Genomic DNA, 18877 nt, shown 5'->3' on the forward strand with positions numbered 1-18877 from the left:
GATATTATTTCCAGCCTGCTCTGTCCATCAGCTTTAGTGCTTCGCCATTTTTTTCACCGACGACATTAAGCGGTACACTTTCGGCTTTGAACGTGCCCATCGCCTTAAGTGTATCGCTCCACTCAACACCTTCAATTACTGGGTATTCGCCATTGGTTTGCGCATACCATTGCTGAGCTTCGTCACTGAGCATGTATTCAACAAGCTTTTGTGCAGCCGCTGGGTTTGGAGCGTGTTTTGCTACCGCAACACCAGAAATGTTCACGTGGGCTCCACGGCCATCTTGGTTTGGCCAAAAAACTTTCACTTGGTTTGCTGTGTTGCGAGTTTGTTCATCGTCAGATTCACGCATACCAGCCAGATAGTAGGTATTGGCGATTGCGATATCGCATTGTCCAGCAACTACCGCTTTAATTTGATCGCGGTCGCCACCTTTCGGAGGTCGAGCGAAATTTTCTACCATGCCATTCGCCCACATTTCCGTTTGCTCTGAACCAAGCTGTTCTATCATCGCAGCAACCATAGATTGATTGTATATATTGCTCGAAGAACGAATACAAATTCGACCTTTCCACCCGTCGTCAGTCAGGGCTTCCATCGTCGATAGCTGGTCTGCAGAAACGCGTTCTGGAGAGTACATAATGGGTCGAGCACGCAACGTAAGGCCAACCCAGTGACGTTGCCCATCGACATAATCAGAATTCACTTTCGACAAATCGACGCTGTCTGAAATCGGTTGGCTGATAGCTGATGACTTCGCTCTGACTAAACGACCAGCATCGGTAGTAATTAACAAATCAGCAGGGCTATACTCCCCTTCCTTCACCATTCTTGTGATCAGCGCATCCGCTTTACCTGTAACAAGGTTAACTTTAATACCTGATTGTTCAGTGAACTTGTCGAGTAAAGGCTTAATTAATGCCTCTTTTCGAGCAGAGTAAACATTGACTTCATCTGCGGCAAAAGCAACATTTGAAAGACTAGCAGAAAAAATACAGGCAAGGCTGAGCAAAGTTTTTTTCACGGTGATGTCCTGAGTCGATTTAGAGAGCCACAAGTTAGCTAAAATACAGTCATAACTCAACGGCCTAAACGGTATTTAAACCGAGTTTTCCGACTTTTCACCCGAAAAGCTGAATAATTCTCATTAACATTGGGTGTTTTTTAAACATTCATTACCACTTGAGTCGTTCTGCCGTCATTATCAAAAGAAACGTCACGACACAGTTCTTTTAACAACAAGATGCCACGGCCAAAAGCGGCCTCGTCGGCTTGGCTCTCTAAATGTTGGTAATCAAACCCGTCTCCAGAGTCTGTCACTCGAATGGTAATGGTTCTGTCGTCAGGGTCGTAACTGACCGAAACAGACACCTGTCCTTCATCCAGTGATGCGAGTTTGGCTTCCCGCTGTTCATAATATTCAAGAAAACCTTCTGGGCAGCTTTTGACTTCTGAGTCCAATTTGAGAACACCGTGCTCGAGCGCATTGTTGTACATCTCGGTCAACACTGTGAATAAATTCGAACGGACCCAGGACAACCCTTCTTGGCTATTAACCAACGCCAATATGTGCTGCATTGCCGTATCGTTTTGCAATTGTGCTCTTTCCAAATCGACTTGTATACTGAATGGCATTGCACTGATAGGCTTGTCTTCCACTAGGTGGTCAAGAGGCTGGCAAGTGAAAATCACTATACTCATATCATCATGAGCGGGCTCACCGTCCAGATACACGATGGCTTTTGCCAACAAGTCATCTGCGCTGACATCTCGGTTTTCATAAAACCATGCAGACACTCCTTCTTCGTCTAACATCTTGCCTTCGGCGTCAGCAATCTCCATCAATCCATCAGTGTAAATCAGTAATTGGTCACCCGTTTCCGTGTCGAATACATCACAAGCGGAATCAAATTCGTGGTGTTCAAGAATACCCAATGCCATGTGCTTAGAATTGAACTGCCGCACTTTTCGGCCGTCAGGCCCCTTCAACATCATGCTTGGCATACCACCGTTCCAAACCGTTAATCGGTGGCCATTATTCGATACTTCTACGATAATCGAAGCGAAAAACATGCCGCCAGGCAGGAGTTTGAGTAAAATTTGATTCAAGGTTGCGGCGATTTCAGAAACCGACAACCCTTTGGCCGTCATGGCTTGGAAGGCTCGGGTAACGGGCAAAGCTCCAATCGCTGAGGCAAGCCCGTGGCCGGTGAAATCCCCTAGCATAAAGTACATGCCCCCGCTAGGACTGACTTCACACAAGAAGAGGTCGCCGTTAAAGGTCTCGGCCGGCGTTAGTACACAATCGAAAGATTCAAGTGCCTTGGGATCATTGACAATAGCATTATCAAAGATATGTTCGACGATGGCGTGTTCGCGGTCGACGCGTTGCTGGTAATACCTCAGTTCGGTATTTTGTTGTTCGATTCGGGTACTGAGTGTCCGAATTCTGCGGTGAGCGCGAATTTTAGCCGATAAAATCACTTTATCAAATGGCTTAGAGACGAAGTCGTCGCCCCCCACTTCCAGGCACTTAACCAAGCTCTCTTTATCGTCCAATGATGTGATAAAAATAATCGGGAGATAATTGTCTCCCGCCATTTCTTTTAGCTTGGGCGCAACGTCGAAACCACTCATCCCCGGCATGATAACGTCGAGAAGAACGAGGTCAGGAGAGACTCGTTGAGCAAGTTCAAGTGCTTCGTGGCCACTTTGCGCCTCATAGCACTCGGTATAGCCTTGCTCTTCGAGCATATGAACCAGCAAAAACCGGTTCAAAGACTCATCATCTACTACCAAAATTCGCATAAGCGTCTACCTGGTGGTTAACAATTAGGCTTCACTGATATCGAATTTTTTGTCAAATCGAGAAATTTTGAGAATGCGCGAGACCTGAGGTCTGGCATTGGTAATGCTGTATTTAATTGTGCGGTCCGACAAGGCTTTTTGCATGTTGAGTAACATACCCAAAGCTGAGCTATCCATGTATTCCGTTGAAGTAAGATCGACTTCGATTTTTTGCACGTTATCACTCAAGTCAGCATACGCTAAACGAAAGTCCTGAACTTTACCAAAGTCGAATTTATCGTCTAGTTTGATCACTAAAGTGCTACCGCTATCTCTCAAGTCTGTATCGATACTCATACGTCCTCCAAATTGTATAACGAATGTCCTGTTTTTCGATGTGAGATATATCTGGTCGCTTAAGGCGACGAATCTATGGGATTTTTACCAATATTTTACTAGTATATTAGCCTAGTTTTTCAATTTGCTGGGATTTTTATCAATAAAATCTTAGTGCAAAGAGATGTTATGCAAAACTCAAGATTAGTATACAGTACAGATGGTGGCCGAATTTCCGAACAAAAAGCGCCAGAACAACGGTCCACTAGCAAAGACGGTGTAGTCAGAATTCATCGAGAAACCAAGGGACGCAAAGGTAAAGGCGTATCGATTATCCATGGACTTGACTTAGACGAGAAATCGCTCAAAACACTGTGTTCAGAATTAAAGAAAAAGTGCGGCTGCGGCGGCGCAGTAAAAGCGGGGACAATTGAAGTCCAAACAGACGATAGAGCAAAACTAAAGACCTTGCTTGAAGCGAAAGCTTTTGTTGTAAAACTGGCCGGCAGTTAAACACTTGCAGTATTAATGCCCTACGGGCCCAACGAACGAGACAATCATGGATAAATTATCTATTTCAGACCTTCATATCGTGTTAGTTGAACCGTCTGATACTCAGCGCAAGATCATTACAACTTTACTGTTAAAAGAAAAAGTCGGAGAGATTGATCCAGTCAGTACCTTGGCCGAAGCTCGCGCCGCTATCAAAGCACATGGCGCAGACTTAATCGTGAGCGCGATGTACTACGAAGATGGCACAGCGATAGAGTTGCTCAAGTTCGTTAAAGAAGAGCCAGAGACAGCCTCAATCCCCTTTATGTTAGTGTCTAGCGAAAACCGTTTGGCAAAACTTGAAGAATTTAAACAAGCGGGGGTCGCCGCTATCCTGCCCAAGCCATTTGAGCCTCAGCATCTTGCCCGAGCACTATCCGCCAGTGTCGACCTGATCAACACAGACGAGTTAGATCTTGAGCTGTTTGATGTTGCCGAAGTTCGTGTATTGTTGGTCGATGACAGTCGACTGGCGCGAAATCATATACGACGAGTTCTGGAAGGAATGGGCCTGAGGAAAATCAAAGAGGCCGAAAATGGAGCAGCAGCGCTAACTTTGGTGAAAGACGAAGCGTTTGACTTGGTTGTTACCGACTACAATATGCCGGAAATGGATGGTAGGGAATTATCCGAATTTATTCGATTCAATCCAGAAACGACCCATATCCCGATCATTATGGTAACGTCTGAATCGGCTGATAGTGCCCATATGAAAAATATCCAGCAAACGGGCGTAAATGCACTTTGTGATAAGCCCTTTGAATCCACGGAAGTGCGTCAGATGCTGGCAGCACTGCTTGGCTAGCACTAACACCTGACTGTCAACGCTTTGATGCAATTTAAATTAAGTAAAAGCGTACAAAGAGGTTGACAGTTGTTTCCATGGCTCGTAAAGTCAGCGTATGAAAATAAAGCACGTAATCAATACTACAGCGTTTTTTCGCTTTTTTACCTTCGACCGATGAGGGGGGTATTACGTGTCTGAGAACCTCCCAATAGGGAGGTTTTTTTTTGCTTAAAATAGGACCGAGAACCACGATTATGTCAGATCCCGCTTTAGATGCAGTAAGACTAAGAATTACCGAACTCGATAGCCAGTTGCTATCTTTGTTGGCTGAGCGCCGACAGCTGACTAACGAAGTGGCAGAAACAAAAATCAAGCACCACATTCCGGTGCGCGATCAAAAGCGCGAAGAACAACTTCTTGTCCGCTTGATCAAACAAGCCCAAACTGTAGGCTTAGACCCCCACTACGTTACGCAGATTTTTCACGTCATTATCGAAGACAGTGTGCTCAACCAGCAAGCGATGCTGGCAAGCCGAGCTAATCCTGGCAGTGAACTGCCGCTAAATCGCGTAGCGTTCTTGGGTGACAGGGGCTCTTACAGCTACCTCGCCACACAAAAGTATTTTTCCCGACGCCCAGGTGAAGTGCTCGAGATTGGCTGCCAAAGCTTCGCAGAGATCATTCAAAAAGTGGAGAATGCGGAAGCAGACTATGCGGTACTACCGATTGAAAACACCAGCTCAGGTAGTATCAATGAGGTGTATGACCAACTGCAACACACTCAATTGAGCATAATCGGTGAGCTGACACACCCCATTCGCCACTCGCTATTGGTCGCGACTGATACGGAACTCAATCAAATTAAAACCTTGTATGCTCACCCTCAGGTGTTTGCACAGTGCAGCCATTTCCTTGCGGAACTCGGCAACGTTGAAGTCAAAACCTGTGACAGTACCTCTTCAGCGATGTTAACGGTAAGCGAATTGGGGCGTGATGACGTGGCCGCCATCGGTAGTGAAGCCGGAGGTAACCTGTACGGCCTGACTGCAATCAAGTCAAACCTTGCCAACCAAAAAGAAAACCACAGCCGCTTTATCGTTGTGGCTAGAGATGCTGTTAAAGTGCCATTACAAGTCCCTGCAAAAACCACGCTTGTGATGTCGACAGTTCAAAAGCCTGGCGCTCTGGTAGATGCGTTGCTGGTCCTTCGCGATAAAGGTATCAACATGACCAAGCTTGAGTCGCGCCCTATCACGGGTAACCCATGGGAAGAAATGTTTTACATTGATGTAGAAGGCAATCTGCAAGATGGTCCCCTGGAAATGGCGATTGATGGTCTGCGAAAGATTACGCGATATATCAAAGTACTGGGTTGCTATCCGAGCGAGGAAATCAGCCCAACCAAGGTCGCGGCCGTCAGTGCATTAACGGAATAAGACTCATAAAAAAGCGCCGATTTAGGCGCTTTTTTTTTACAACTGCTTATTGTCGTCTGCATTTCGGAGTAATTGCTTACTGTCTAATAAACATCGCTTAGCATAATCGCCAAACCATTCACCGACGACTTTGAACTGTTGAATAAACGCTTGTTTATCCTGTCGCTCCAACATGGCCAATGCGTCACCGAAACGATTATGAAAGCGTCTCAGTAATTTGAAGTTGTCCGGATTACTGAAAATAATATCACCATAGAGCTCCGGCGCTTGAGCAAACAGCCTACCAACCATTACCAGTTCGAGTCGATAAATTGGCGAACTAAAAACCGTTAAATCATTGAGGTTCGGGTTCTCACCCGCCAAGTGCTGACCATAGACAAAGGTGTTGAAATGTCGCATGACTTGGATGAACGCCATCGCTTCGTCGTGCTCTTGAGCAGAACTGTGATGAATTGTCGCGCCCCAAGTTGTCATTTGCTCCACTAACCACGAGTAAGCATCTGGTTGCCGACCATCACACACCACGACCACTTGTTTAATCATACCCGGCGAATCTGGACCGAACATGGGGTGCAATCCCACCACAGGTCCCTTGTGCACATCGAGCATCGCCTTCAGGGGTTTACCTTTGATACTCGTGATATCTGCCAAAATACAGTCATCAGACAGCATACTCAATCTGCCGATAACGGGTTCAGTGACTATGATAGGTACTGCGACGATAACGAGTTTTGCCGATCTCAGTAAGGCGTCAGTGTCGTCTTTGAGCCAATCCTCTTTTTCGAGGGCAACAACGTCATAGCCACTTTTCTCAAACAAGGTAACAAAGACTTTACCCAATGCCCCTCGCCCACCAATTACTACAACCTGACCTAAATCTGGGTTGACGCAACGATATTGGCCGTTTTGGGTCAAATACGACTCACGCATGATGCGACGCAACAAGTCCTCGACAAGCTGTTCTGAGACACCAATTTCACCCGCTTGGGCACGGCGAGATTGAATCAATTGTGCTTCGCGCTCCGGTACATAAATTGGCATACCGGTTTGCGTTTTGATTTGGCCTACTTGATTGGTAATCTCAGCTCGCCGAGCAAGTAGCTCGACTAACTGAGAGTCAATGTCGTCAATATTCGCCCGCAATGCGGCGAGTTGAGAAGTGAAATCCGACATAGGTTAAGACTAGATCCTTAACTTTCTAAAGTTTTCCTTTGTTGACGTAATGGTAACACAGTTATCAATTTATCGCGGGTCTGCGTAATCAAGGTTTCTGTGCTATCCCAGTCAATACAGCCATCAGTTATGGAAACGCCGTAATCGAGTTCAGCAAAGGTTTTACCATCTGAGCTTTGATTACCCGCATTCAAATGGCTCTCCAGCATGATACCAATGATCGACTGGTTCCCCTCTAGAATCTGATTGACTACGTTTTGTGCCACTAACGGCTGTCGGCGATAATCTTTGCTTGAATTGGCATGACTACAATCGACCACCAAACCTGCAGTTAATCCTGCATTTTCAAGCTCTATCTCACAATCAGACACGCACACAGAATCATAGTTTGGCTGTTTACCACCACGCAAAATGATGTGGCCATCTGGGTTACCTTGAGTCGCAATGATACTCACTTGCCCCTGTTTATTGATCCCCATAAAACTGTGGCCAGAAGCTGCTGATTTCAATGCATTGATAGCAATACCTAAACTGCCATCGGTACCATTTTTAAAGCCAACTGGCATCGATAAGCCACTAGCCATTTCGCGGTGAGTTTGACTTTCAGATGTTCTAGCTCCAATGGCACTCCAGCTGAACAATTCAGCCAAGTATTGAGGACTAATTGGGTCGAGTGCTTCAGTGGCTACAGGCAACTCCAGCTCCGCCAACCAAATCAAGAGTTCTCGGGCCTTGCGCAAGCCAGTTTCAATATCGAAGGTGCCATCTAAGTGCGGATCGTTGATCAGCCCTTTCCACCCTACTGTTGTTCTTGGCTTCTCAAAATACACACGCATGACAATGAACAAGGTATCTTTGCAGGTTTCATGTAATTCTTTGAGCTTCAAGGCATAGGCTTTCGCAGCTTCGATATCATGGATAGAGCACGGCCCACTGATAACAAGTAGTCTGTGATCTTTACCGTGAATAATGTCAGATATCACATTGCGAGTTGATTCAATATTATCCAGCGCTCTTTCTGAAACTGGGAGTTCTTTGGCTAATTCTTCAGGCGTTATGAGAACGCGTTCGCCCTTGATATGGATGTTGTCTACAGTGTCCTTGGTCATAATGGTCTTTCTCAATAAATCATGGGAGTTTAAATATCTGACGAATAGCTGGTAATGTCCTAATAGGCAAAACGTAAAGAATACATTACAACAAAAACAAACATAAACGCCTTACAGCTTGACTTTTTAACAGTTCAGTTATAACGAAGCAAGATATATTTATACATTGTGACAGGTAACCTTTCTTAACGAATAAGAAACCCTTTATTTATCTTTAATGTACGTACATCAGACCGAACCGAAATAGATAAAATTCCACCCAACAACAGTAAAAACAGGGGCAACAATCCAGAGCTTTGCAATAAAGCGGTGTTTTTTTAAGCAGAGGTAAAGTCTATCGATAAAAGGCGAGTGAAAAGACGCACTGAAATGAAGAATCGGGGCAGTCAACGATACCGCCCCGAGACAAAGCTGATGGTTAACCTACTGCGGGGTAAACATAGCTCGATTGCAGACCAAGTGGTAAACCCAGCCCCCAATAAAGTAGTAAAAACGCGGTCCATACTACCAATATAGTCACAGTAAACGGTAACATTAATGATAACAAGGTGCCGATTCCGGTATTCGTCACGTATCGCTGACAATAAACTACTACCAATGGAAAATACGGCATTAATGGTGTCACTATGTTAGATGACGAATCACCCAACCGATAAGCTGCTTGGGTAAGGTCAGGAGAGATGCCAAGCTGCATCAACATGGGTACAAAAATCGGCCCCAGCAATGCCCATTTAGCCGATGAAGAACCTACAAACAAATTCACAAATGCGGTCAAAAAAATGATGCCCACTATGGTAACCATACTGGGTAGCTGCAACGCTTTTAATACCTCAGCCCCTTCGATTGCCAGCAATGCACCGAGATTGGATTTACCAAATGCGTCGATAAACAAGGCGCAGAAAAACGCCATCACAATGTAATAACTCATTCCTTGCATGGCTTTTGTCATACTTGCAATCATGTCTTTACTCGACTGATAAGCCCCTGACATAAACCCATAGACAACACCCGGCAACAAAAACAACAAGAATATGAGGGGAACAATAGATTGCATTACTGGCGCGGCGAAGGAAGTCAATTGTCCATTGGCGTCTCGCATGGGTGAGGTATCCGGCACCAAAATCGCAATCAATGCGCCGATACCCAATAGCATGACAATAGACGCAACTCGCAATGCTTTAGACTGCTGTTTATCGAGCTCTTCGAATTTGGGGATCTCATTGGTATCGCCGTCAATTTCAACGTCAGCGAGTCTCGGTTCAATGACCTTATCTGTTAAATACCAAGCGATGGATATAATGATGATGCTAGACGCTGAGTTGAAGAACCAGTTGTTTAGCGGATTAATTTGGATATCAGGATCGATAATTTGCGCCGCTGATTGTGTGAAAGACTGCAACAAGGGATCGATGGCTGACGGAATAAAGTTCGCGCAAAAACCACCACTCACTCCGGCAAAAGCCGCAGCAATACCCGCTAGGGGGTGTCGCCCCATCGCATAAAAGATAACCCCAGCGAGCGGGATTACCAGCACATAGCCAGCATCCGTTGCAGTGTGACTGACAATGGCAACGAGCACTACAACGGGCGTCAGTAAGGCTCTTGGTGTCCAGTCCAGCATTCGCTTTAAACCAGCACTAATAAAACCCGAGTGTTCGGCCACACCGACACCAAGCATAGCGACCAACACCACACCCAGTGGCGCAAAACCGGTGAAGATTTTTACCATTCTCGACAGGAAGTCAGCTAAGGAGTCTCCCGTGAGCAAGTTGTTGACAACCACAGCCTGCCCAGTTCGGGGGTCAAGGGTATCAAATGAGAACTGAGATAAAAGTGCTGAAAGTCCCCAGACTATCAACAAACAAAAGAAGAAAATCATCGCTGGATCAGGAAGTTTATTCCCCACCCTTTCCACTTTATCTAGGGCGCGGGTCGCCCACGAAGATTGATTCACTGCCATAGTTTTTCCCTAATCATTATTATTTTAATTGGACTCGGCACCGTTAAACCCAAGTGCACGACGCTATGACAGATAGTTTGACACAATTCATTTACAAACCCCATATCAGGGTTGGTATTTTTAAGGTGTTTAAGAAGTGACTACCATGCCGCTGGCTACCTCAGCGCCATCAGGGATGCAGCTGCCAGGTAGCACCACTACGTCATCACCTAACTTTACATTGTCGCCAATGACTATCGGTTGAGCGCTCTGCCAACCTTGAGACCGTTTAACAGGATCTTTATGGTGGTTGATGGTAGCCATGGTTACACGGTTCCCAATACATACGTTTTCTCCAATTGTCACAGAGGCAGCGTCGAGAATTACCGCATTGCAACCAATCTCGCTGTGGTAACCAATGGCAATGTTAAAGCCATAATCACAATAGAAGTGCTTACCAATACGCTTAGATTTCGCATTGGGCAATAATTCGCTGATGAGATCATCGCGATGCTCAGTTGCTTGATTGAGAGCCCAGCACAATCGCTTGGCCTCTAAACGAGCTCGTTTTAGTGGTTTCGCATTGGTTAAGTACCAGTGGCCACTTTGTACCAATCGCCAAATTTGACTGCTTTTATCAACCGACACCAAAAATATTGCTCCTGTAATGGCCGAAGGCAAAGGAAGTAAAGTTATCACTAACTGCTTCGAGGGCTTTGCGTTAATATGGAGAAGAACAAGGTAACAATAATTTGTCCAGGAGGCATAATGAAACGTCAATTAATTGGTGCAGCAGCAGTGGCACTTTTCCTTACAGGTTGTTCTAAACTCACAACAGAAAACTATGACAAGTTAAAAATGGGAATGGCTGTAGAAGAAGTAGAGAGTATCATTGGCGGTGCAGATAACTGTTCAGAATCGCTCGGTACAAAAACGTGCGTGTGGGGCAATGAAGATGCTAAACATATCAAAGTCAGCTTTGTCGCTGATAACGCCGTTGCGTTTTCGAATGACGGATTAAAGTAACTTACATTACTTTGCCGAACACAAGATACAAAAAACCCGCCTGAAGGCGGGTTTTTCACAGTTAACAGTAACGCTGGATTAGTAATCTTAGTTAAGCTTCTCTTTGATACGTGCAGACTTACCTGAACGCTCGCGTAGATAGTAAAGCTTAGCACGACGAACAGCACCACGACGTTTCACTTCGATTGAAGAGATTGCAGGGCTGTGTGTTTGGAAAACACGCTCTACGCCTTCGCCGCTAGAGATTTTACGCACGGTAAAAGACGAGTGTAGACCACGGTTACGTTTTGCGATTACAACGCCTTCATATGCCTGAAGACGCTCTTTGTCACCTTCGGTAACACGAACTTTAACCACAACTGTGTCACCAGGGCCAAATGCTGGCACGTCAGACTTTAGCTGTGCTTCTTCGATTTTTTTGATGATATCTTGATTGACTTTGCTCATCATATCCTCTCGTCCTAGTTAACTGTCATCTTGCTGCAGAGTCGCTTCAAAAGCCGTTTGAAAGGCTTCTAGCAAGCGCTGCTGCTCCTCAGTCAGAGCTAGGTGATTTAACAATTCAGGGCGTCGCAACCATGTTCTACCAAGAGACTGTTGCAAGCGCCACTGCCTGATTTTTTTGTGATCCCCACTCAACAAAACACTGGGAACTGATTTTCCATCCAACACTTCCGGCCGCGTATAATGCGGGCAATCTAACAAGCCATCAGTAAACGAATCTTCAATCGCTGATTGGTTATGACCCAGTACACCAGGCACCAATCTCGCAACAGCATCCATTAGCACCAATGCAGGGAGTTCTCCTCCACTTAACACGTAATCACCAATTGACCATTCTTCGTCAACATGGCTTTCGATTACCCGTTCATCGATGCCTTCATACCGACCGCAAATCAAAATCATCCGATCGTGTTGTGCCAATGTGTTCACACCAGCTTGGTTCAGTTTTTTACCCTGTGGTGAAAGGTAAATCACCTTACTGTTTTTTCCGCCAGCCTGTTTGGCTGCCGCAATTGCGTCTGTAAGTGGCTTCACCATCATTAACATGCCCGGACCACCGCCGTAAGGACGGTCATCGACAGTTCGATGGCGGTCATGAGTAAAATCTCTGGGATTGTAGTGTTCGACTTCAATCTTGCCTGATTTAACTGCTCTGCCGATTACACCTTGTTGGGTGTAAGGGCCAAACATTTCAGGAAATAGACTGATAATGCCAAACCACTTCTCCGCGGTCACTTAAAACCCCGGTTCCCAGTCAACTTTAATGACCTTGCCTGCCATATCCACTGAATGCACAACGTCATCCAATACAAACGGCAATAAACGTTCTTTTTGACCAAAAGCGTCATTAATATTGGCTTTAACGCTCATCACGTCATTAGCACCAGTATTAAAAACCTCTTTTACGACACCCAAGTTGTAACCGTCTAGGTTAACCACTTGCATGCCTTGCAGGTCTCGCCAGTAAAATTCACCGTCTTCCAATGAAGGAAGTTGTGCTGGTGTGATAGTAATATCCAAGTTTTTGATGCGCTCAGCGTCATCTCGACTGTCAATTCCTACCAACTTTGCGACCAGGTTTTTACCGTGAGGACGCCACTCGTCAATTCGATATTCCTTACCATCCCCTAGAATCCAGGGTTGGTAATCAAAAATACCATCCGGTACTTCGGTATAGCTGTTAATTTTGGCCCAGCCCTTCACACCGTAAGGTGCTCCGATCTTGCCAACAATAATTGTGTCAGACGCTTGACTCATCTATACCACCGGTTGCTGCAATTAAGCAGATTTCTTAGCTTCTTTAACCAAGTTCGCTACGCGATCAGACAGACCTGCGCCAACGCCAACCCAGTAATCAACACGCTCAAGATCTAAGCGAAGACGCTCAGCTTGGCCCTGTGCAGTAGGGTTGAAGAAACCAACGTTTTCGATGAAACGCCCGTTTCTTGCACGGCGGCTGTCAGCCACTACGACTTGATAAAATGGACGCTTTTTAGCGCCACCACGCTGTAAACGAATAGTAACCATATATGCCTCAAACTCGTTGTAGCGTTACCGTTAACTTACCTTTCTAAACCGAGATGGCTTTGAAAGGCCGCGGAATTATACGGATCTGAGGGCGAATTGCAATAAAATTATGCAATTGAAAAATACAAACGCGTACCCCATTTCTGTATCTATATCGCCCAGCTGCTTTAGTCGCATCATTCGGCTCCACTTTGCCACCAAACTAAAGTAAACTAAATAGTGTAGTTAATATAAATCGAGGTCATTTTGACAACTTCTATTTCCACTCGCGATGTCATCGCATGGCTCTATCAATTTTTGGCAAATTATAAAACCCGTGTCATTGGCGCAGTCATCGCCCTATTCGTTGCTGCTACAGCTTGGCTGGCTTTGGGACAGGGTATCAAGTATGCCGTAGATAAGGGCTTTGCAGCTGACAATATGGCGACATTGAATACTGCACTTGTGGGGGTATTGTTACTGTGTTTGGTTGCAAGTATTGCTACCTACTTTCGCTTCTACCTGATGACGTGGCTAGGAGAACGGGTGAGCGCAGATATTCGCCAGTCCGTTTATAACCATTTGCTTGATCTGTCGCCGTCTTTCTTTTCGACATTGCGAACCGGCGAGGTCATTTCGCGTTTTACAAGTGATACAACCGTTTTGCAAACGGTCATCGGCATGAGTTTATCAATGACCATAAGGTCATTGATCACTTTCGTCGGCTCTTTGGTGTTAATGGGTTTCAGTAGCCCTATTTTAACACTTTGTGTTCTACTTGCGGTGCCGTTTGTCCTCATTCCCATCAGAGTTCTTGCCCCCAAAGTCCGTCGATATGCAAAGCTTAGCCAAGATAAAGTCGCCGATTTAGGGGCGCATATTGATGAAACACTGCATGAAATACATACGGTCCAAGCGTTTGTTTCCGAAGCGAGAGAAAAACAACACTTTGGCAGTCGCGTAGAAAGCGCAATGGATATGGCGCGTAAGCGCATGCGATATCGCGCCTTGCTCATCTGTGCTATTATGTTACTCAGCATGAGCGCCATTATTTTTATTGCTTGGGTTGGCGCCAGACAAGTCTTTTCGGGTGAACTATCCGTTGGTGAATTGTCCGCTTTCCTGTTTTATGCGGTTATGGCTGGCGGTAGCATTGCGACAATAAGCGAAGTTATTGGCGAAGTCCAACGAGGTGTGGGAGCAAGCGAGCGTTTAATTGAACTACTCCGAGCCGAGCCCAGTGTATATTCCGGAGAAAAAGTATTACCCAGCACACACACACCGCCACAAATTTGCTTTAACCAGGTTGCATTTAGCTACCCAGAGGCTTCCCCACTTTTCCAAGCTCTTGACCTTACCATCACACCGGGCGAAAAACTGGCACTGGTCGGTGCGAGTGGTGCTGGAAAGTCGACACTGTTCCAGCTCATTATGCGTTTTTATGACGTCAGTAAAGGAAGTATCACTATCAATGGTCATGCCATCGATGAGCTGACCTTGGACAGTTTACGAAAATCAATCGCCATGGTATCTCAAGAACCTGTTGTCTTTGCGGATACGGTCATGGAAAACATACGCTACGGCAGACCTGACGCAAGCGATTTGGACGTGGTGACGGCTGCCAAAGCTGCCCACGCAGACGAATTTATTCAACAGCTCAGTGACGGATACAATAGTGAGCTAGGAGAGCGAGGCGTCAAACTCTCTGGTGGTCAGCGACAACGGATCGCCATTGCTAGAGCCATATTGGCAGACCGCCCGATTCTTTTGTTAGACGAAGCCACCAGCGCACTTGATGCGGTAAGTGAAACGAAAGTGCAGCAAGCGCTAGACAAATTGATGGAAAATAGAACGACTATTGTCATTGCTCACCGCCTAGCCACAGTGCAGCATGTAGACCGCATCGTAGTTATGGAACACGGTAAAATTGTGGGACAAGGCACTCACGAAGAATTGATGAAAACAGATACCATTTATCGTGAGTACGCCGAGCTACAATTGATGGCGTAAGTAGGGCGCCGCTGCGCCCTATACTTTAATTGATCGTAGCGGTCGGTGGTGTGGTTTGCTGGGTTAATGCTTTGGCCAAGAGTTTGTGCGTGAGTAAAGACAGTAATTCCGTTTCCTCATCACAACGTTCGCCATCACACCCTGTGATTGCCATCGCCACTTCCATGGCTCTCTCAGCATTAAATGTTAATTCAGGCTGCATCGCTCTTAAATAATCTACAGACTGGCCGGTATCTATGGCCTTTCTCGTTTGATAAATGGCATCGTTAATGAAAGCTTCAATTGAGATTGGGCTATCCCAATCCAACGACGATACCATTTCTTCTAAATAATCTTGCTCAGTTAAGGTCACTTTGCCGTCCACTTGGTAAAGTAAAACCGATAATTTTATCAACGCCTGATTGAAATGTTGTTGATGAGATAACTGCATAAACTCTCTCCGAATTATGTGCAAAAAAACACGAATGCGCGAAACGCTGTCTAGCCGCCCTGCCCGATCAGCTGTTGAGTCCGTGTAAGTCAAAAGTAGACAACACTTTGTCCCAACAAGTTCGATATGAGGTGTTAAGGAATTGTTAATATAGGGCTGAGTTGTAAAAAATCAAGCCATTGAATAGGTGAAAACAGAAAATTGCGACGAATAGTCCAGCAGACGTGTTTGGCTGTCAGGCTTCGTGATTTGATTCGGAACTTGACGCCTTGTTTGATTCGGTACAGACGCGATTGCGTCCGGACTCTTTCGCGCGATATAGCGCTGAGTCGGCTCTGAGTAATAGGCTCTCCAAGGTGTCGTTTTCTCTCAAAACAGCAAGCCCCATACTCGCGGTTACCTTGCCAACTGGCGCAATATCAATATCGGCAATTGCAGTGCGGATTCGTTCTCCGACTTTTTCGAGAGTCATGGTATCTACGAAGTCAAAATAAATAACGAACTCTTCACCGCCCCATCGATACAGTTTGTCAGTTGCCCTCAATACCCGCTGAATCCTCTGCGATACTTCTATCAATACTTTGTCGCCACCATCATGGCCGAACTCATCATTTACCCGCTTGAAGTGGTCTATATCCAATACGCCTACGGCGAATCGAGATTGATGGGTATGACTGTGCAGCCATCTTGATTTAAGCCACTCCTCCCCTGCTCGACGGTTCGGCAGTTGGGTTAAGACGTCGGTATTGGCGCGCTTTTCTGCTTCTTTTCGACGGAGCACGTTGTACAGCAACACCGCAAGCAGCAAACTCAATACACCTAATACACTGACCAACAACCACTTTTGCCTCGCTTTGGGTGCTAATTGCGAATGTTCAAAAAACAATTCACTCCCTCTTGGAAGACGGCTCTTATCGATATCAAATTGCTCAAGTCGTCGGGTATCAAATTTTGGGAAATAGCCGCCAATCTGAGATTTTGGCAATCGACTTACTGGCATCCCTTTTAACAGTTGAACAGCTAGCTTCGCGACTTCTTGCCCTTGAACTTGGGGTGAATTAATCAGCCCACCAATGATGCCATTGCCCAGCATTGTTGCCCCAAACATTCCAAAAACAGGGACACGGGAATGTGCTGTGAGTTCTTGTAAATCATCTTTGTAAGAAAAGTAATGGCCTTGGTTATCAGTATGTATCGCAACCATCAATACCGCGCTACTCTCGGGTAATTCTGACAGATCTTGATATAGCGTCTCGAGGGAAAAATCAGACCAAATTTCAAACTCGGTTTCTTGCCATAATCCTTGACTACGCCCAATTTCAATCGCGTTTTGGGTAATCCCCTGAACGCGCTTGCCAAACCCAGTATTGTCGGTGAGTACAATCAAACGTGTTAAATCTGGCAAAAGTTGATGGATCAATTCAATATTGCCATCGACTTCGATGTCCTCGAGAATACCGATGTAATGTTGCCGCCTAGCAAGTTCGGGTTTGAGAAAATTAACCCCCAAATAAACCACAGGCACGTTGGGAAACAATTCATCGCCATTTTCCAATAGAAAATCGACCGCATAGTCGTCGCTGGCGATGATTACGTTGGGGTGAATTCTACTGTATTTGGCTTGAATGCGATTTTTCAATGTCGCCTTATAGACAGGATCATCAATCATGTATCTACCATCGAGATACTCGATATGCAGATTTTCGCTTTTGATATGCTCTTCTAGACCTGCCGTTACACCTTCAGTCAATGCTTTGGTCCAACCGTACTGAGGGTGATATGAGTTCAGCAGTAATACGATGTCCTCTGCAATCACTGTACGTGAGGCACACGCTCCCCCTGCGCTGAGAATAAACAGCAGTAAAAATTTTGCTAGGGCGCCATAACTAGTTTTCAACACGTCAGCTCTCATGGTTAGCGCTTTAGATAAAAACACAATGCGTGACTGGGAATACACCAACTGTTAGTACATCATCAAATACGCTCGATTGCTACTCGTAAGCGACAAGGTCACTCTGTATTTAAATTATCGGTAAAAGCCTTGCTAGCTTGAATTTGACTCGTTACATTCCCCATTTATTTAACTATTATCGAAAAGGCGACATATTTGAAATTTTCTGAACGCGCCAACGCGATTTCCCCATTTCTGGCTATGGCATATGGTGAGAGAGCGGCTGAACTCGAAAAAGCGGGTAATGATGTGATCCGCTTCAATCTCGGTGAACCGGATTTTGGTGCGCCTCCTGCAGTTATCGAAGCCATGCAAAAAGTGGTGTCTGCCGGCGATTTACCCTATACCTCTGCACTTGGTCTGACAGCGTTACGCCAAGCCATTGCCGCTTTCTATAAAAACAAGCATGGTATAGACATACCTTACAATAGAATCATAGTAACAGCAGGAGCCAGCGCGGCGCTTTTACTCGTGAGTGCGGCATTGGTCAATGAGGGCGACAACGTCATCATTGGTGATCCATCTTACCCTTGTAATCGACGTTTTATCAGTAGCTTCGGTGGAAAAGTGACATTGGTTCCCGCTCCTGCGTCGCAACAATTTCAAATATCGGCTAATGACCTCGCCAACGTTTGGCAACCCTCCACCACCGGAGTCGTTATTGCTTCCCCCGCCAATCCGACTGGTACGAGTGTCAGCACAGAAGAAATGAAGCGCATCCGGGACTTTTGTCAAAAGCGCAATGCCTGGCGCGTCGTAGACGAAATTTATTTAGATATTCAGCTATCCGATAACCAGGCCAATCAAACCGTGCTTGCCTTAGACAAGGATGCGATTGTTATCAATAGCTTCTCAAAATACTTCGGCATGACAGGTTGGCGATTGGGCTGGTGTGTCGTCCCTGAGGCTATGGTTGAGGTGATGGAAAAACTCGCACAAAACCTCTACATCTGTCCATCTACACCAGCTCAACACGCCGCGTTGGCGTGTTTTACAGACGCATCATTATCAGTATGTGAAGCTCGTCGGCATAAAATGATAGAGCGCAAAAACAAAGTCCTCGCGAGGCTAAAAGATTCGGTACTCGATGTCGAAGTTTCACCGGATGGCGCTTTTTATGTTTACATCAATATCGCAAAAACAGGGATGACAGCGATTGAGTTTTGTGACCAGTTACTCGAGCAACATTGTGTTGCCATGACACCGGGTAACGACTTTGGAGAGTTCAACGCTGATCGCTATGTCAGGCTCTCATTTGCAACCGATGATGAGGCGTTAGATAAAGGGCTTGATAGGCTTTTAGATTTTGCCAACACGTCAGTTCTGTGAAA

General features: G+C 45.7%; 19 protein-coding genes. 6 read left to right on the top strand and 13 right to left on the bottom strand.

Annotated elements, in window-relative coordinates; genetic code table 11:
• Window positions 1-4: 4 nt before the first annotated feature.
• From AC27G9_RS18190 to AC27G9_RS18200, 3 genes are all read right to left on the bottom strand, one after another.
• On the bottom strand, window positions 5-1024 hold the full coding sequence (locus tag AC27G9_RS18190) for a Fe(3+) ABC transporter substrate-binding protein (protein ID WP_487075910.1): 1020 nt from the start codon (window positions 1022-1024) through the stop codon (window positions 5-7).
• A gap of 140 nt (window positions 1025-1164) precedes the next feature.
• Window positions 1165-2808, bottom strand: coding sequence for an ATP-binding SpoIIE family protein phosphatase (locus AC27G9_RS18195; RefSeq protein ID WP_487075911.1), 1644 nt, complete (start codon window positions 2806-2808; stop codon window positions 1165-1167).
• 24 nt (window positions 2809-2832) lie between these two features.
• Window positions 2833-3144 carry an STAS domain-containing protein gene (locus AC27G9_RS18200; RefSeq protein WP_487075912.1) on the bottom strand — a complete coding sequence of 104 codons (312 nt, stop codon included), beginning with the start codon at window positions 3142-3144 and terminating at the stop codon, window positions 2833-2835.
• A 168-nt stretch (window positions 3145-3312) separates the two neighbouring features.
• On the opposite strand from AC27G9_RS18200, the gene yciH reads away from it, so the two are divergent.
• The 3 genes from yciH (at window position 3313) to pheA (ending at window position 5898) form a co-directional block, all read left to right on the top strand.
• Entirely contained in the window at window positions 3313-3636 is a 324-nt protein-coding gene (gene yciH, locus AC27G9_RS18205) for a stress response translation initiation inhibitor YciH (RefSeq protein WP_487075913.1), read from the top strand.
• A gap of 46 nt (window positions 3637-3682) precedes the next feature.
• Window positions 3683-4480 carry a response regulator gene (locus tag AC27G9_RS18210; protein WP_487075914.1) on the top strand — a complete coding sequence of 266 codons (798 nt, stop codon included), beginning with the start codon at window positions 3683-3685 and terminating at the stop codon, window positions 4478-4480.
• Between the two features lie 236 nt (window positions 4481-4716).
• Window positions 4717-5898, top strand: a complete 1182-nt coding sequence (gene pheA / locus AC27G9_RS18215; protein ID WP_487076027.1) for a prephenate dehydratase — start codon at window positions 4717-4719, stop codon at window positions 5896-5898.
• A 36-nt stretch (window positions 5899-5934) separates the two neighbouring features.
• Here pheA and tyrA read toward each other — a convergent pair whose 3' ends face one another.
• The 4 genes from tyrA to AC27G9_RS18235 all read right to left on the bottom strand — a co-directional run bounded on the left by tyrA (window position 5935) and on the right by AC27G9_RS18235 (window position 10767).
• Window positions 5935-7071, bottom strand: a complete 1137-nt coding sequence (gene tyrA / locus AC27G9_RS18220) for a bifunctional chorismate mutase/prephenate dehydrogenase (RefSeq protein WP_487075915.1) — start codon at window positions 7069-7071, stop codon at window positions 5935-5937.
• Window positions 7072-7088: 17 nt separating this feature from the next.
• Complete coding sequence (locus AC27G9_RS18225) at window positions 7089-8180, bottom strand: 3-deoxy-7-phosphoheptulonate synthase (RefSeq protein ID WP_487075916.1); 1092 nt, start codon at window positions 8178-8180, stop codon at window positions 7089-7091.
• A gap of 418 nt (window positions 8181-8598) precedes the next feature.
• Window positions 8599-10140: an AbgT family transporter gene (locus tag AC27G9_RS18230; protein ID WP_487075917.1), complete on the bottom strand. Its 1542-nt coding sequence runs from the start codon at window positions 10138-10140 to the stop codon at window positions 8599-8601.
• Window positions 10141-10269: 129 nt separating this feature from the next.
• The gene (locus AC27G9_RS18235; protein WP_487075918.1) at window positions 10270-10767 is read right to left on the bottom strand and encodes a maltose acetyltransferase domain-containing protein; all 498 of its coding nucleotides are present in this window, start codon (window positions 10765-10767) and stop codon (window positions 10270-10272) included.
• A 120-nt stretch (window positions 10768-10887) separates the two neighbouring features.
• Here AC27G9_RS18235 and AC27G9_RS18240 point away from each other — a divergent pair, with 120 nt between their 5' ends.
• Window positions 10888-11145, top strand: a complete 258-nt coding sequence (locus tag AC27G9_RS18240; protein ID WP_487075919.1) for a DUF3862 domain-containing protein — start codon at window positions 10888-10890, stop codon at window positions 11143-11145.
• An 87-nt stretch (window positions 11146-11232) separates the two neighbouring features.
• Here the strand turns inward: AC27G9_RS18240 and rplS are convergent, their stop codons facing one another.
• Genes rplS through rpsP form a run of 4 tightly spaced genes read right to left on the bottom strand, consistent with a single transcriptional unit; the run spans window position 11233 to window position 13176 of the window.
• Complete coding sequence (gene rplS, locus AC27G9_RS18245) at window positions 11233-11592, bottom strand: 50S ribosomal protein L19 (protein WP_487076028.1); 360 nt, start codon at window positions 11590-11592, stop codon at window positions 11233-11235.
• Between the two features lie 18 nt (window positions 11593-11610).
• Window positions 11611-12384 (bottom strand): tRNA (guanosine(37)-N1)-methyltransferase TrmD, encoded by a 774-nt coding sequence (trmD, locus tag AC27G9_RS18250; protein ID WP_487075920.1) that lies wholly within the window; start codon window positions 12382-12384, stop codon window positions 11611-11613.
• On the bottom strand, window positions 12385-12906 hold the full coding sequence (gene rimM, locus AC27G9_RS18255) for a ribosome maturation factor RimM (RefSeq protein WP_487075921.1): 522 nt from the start codon (window positions 12904-12906) through the stop codon (window positions 12385-12387).
• 21 nt (window positions 12907-12927) lie between these two features.
• The gene (gene rpsP, locus AC27G9_RS18260; protein ID WP_487075922.1) at window positions 12928-13176 is read right to left on the bottom strand and encodes a 30S ribosomal protein S16; all 249 of its coding nucleotides are present in this window, start codon (window positions 13174-13176) and stop codon (window positions 12928-12930) included.
• Between the two features lie 246 nt (window positions 13177-13422).
• Between rpsP and AC27G9_RS18265 the strand changes: the two genes are divergently transcribed.
• Window positions 13423-15165, top strand: coding sequence for an ABC transporter transmembrane domain-containing protein (locus AC27G9_RS18265; protein WP_487075923.1), 1743 nt, complete (start codon window positions 13423-13425; stop codon window positions 15163-15165).
• Window positions 15166-15190: 25 nt separating this feature from the next.
• On the opposite strand, the gene AC27G9_RS18270 is transcribed toward AC27G9_RS18265, so the two are convergent.
• The gene (locus AC27G9_RS18270) at window positions 15191-15595 is read right to left on the bottom strand and encodes a tellurite resistance TerB family protein (protein WP_487075924.1); all 405 of its coding nucleotides are present in this window, start codon (window positions 15593-15595) and stop codon (window positions 15191-15193) included.
• A 235-nt stretch (window positions 15596-15830) separates the two neighbouring features.
• Complete coding sequence (locus tag AC27G9_RS18275) at window positions 15831-17495, bottom strand: diguanylate cyclase domain-containing protein (protein WP_487075925.1); 1665 nt, start codon at window positions 17493-17495, stop codon at window positions 15831-15833.
• A 207-nt stretch (window positions 17496-17702) separates the two neighbouring features.
• Here AC27G9_RS18275 and AC27G9_RS18280 point away from each other — a divergent pair, with 207 nt between their 5' ends.
• Window positions 17703-18875 (top strand): aminotransferase class I/II-fold pyridoxal phosphate-dependent enzyme, encoded by a 1173-nt coding sequence (locus tag AC27G9_RS18280; protein WP_487075926.1) that lies wholly within the window; start codon window positions 17703-17705, stop codon window positions 18873-18875.
• Window positions 18876-18877 lie beyond the last annotated feature (2 nt).

This window comes from Alteromonas sp. 5NS40-0096 (assembly GCF_057544385.1).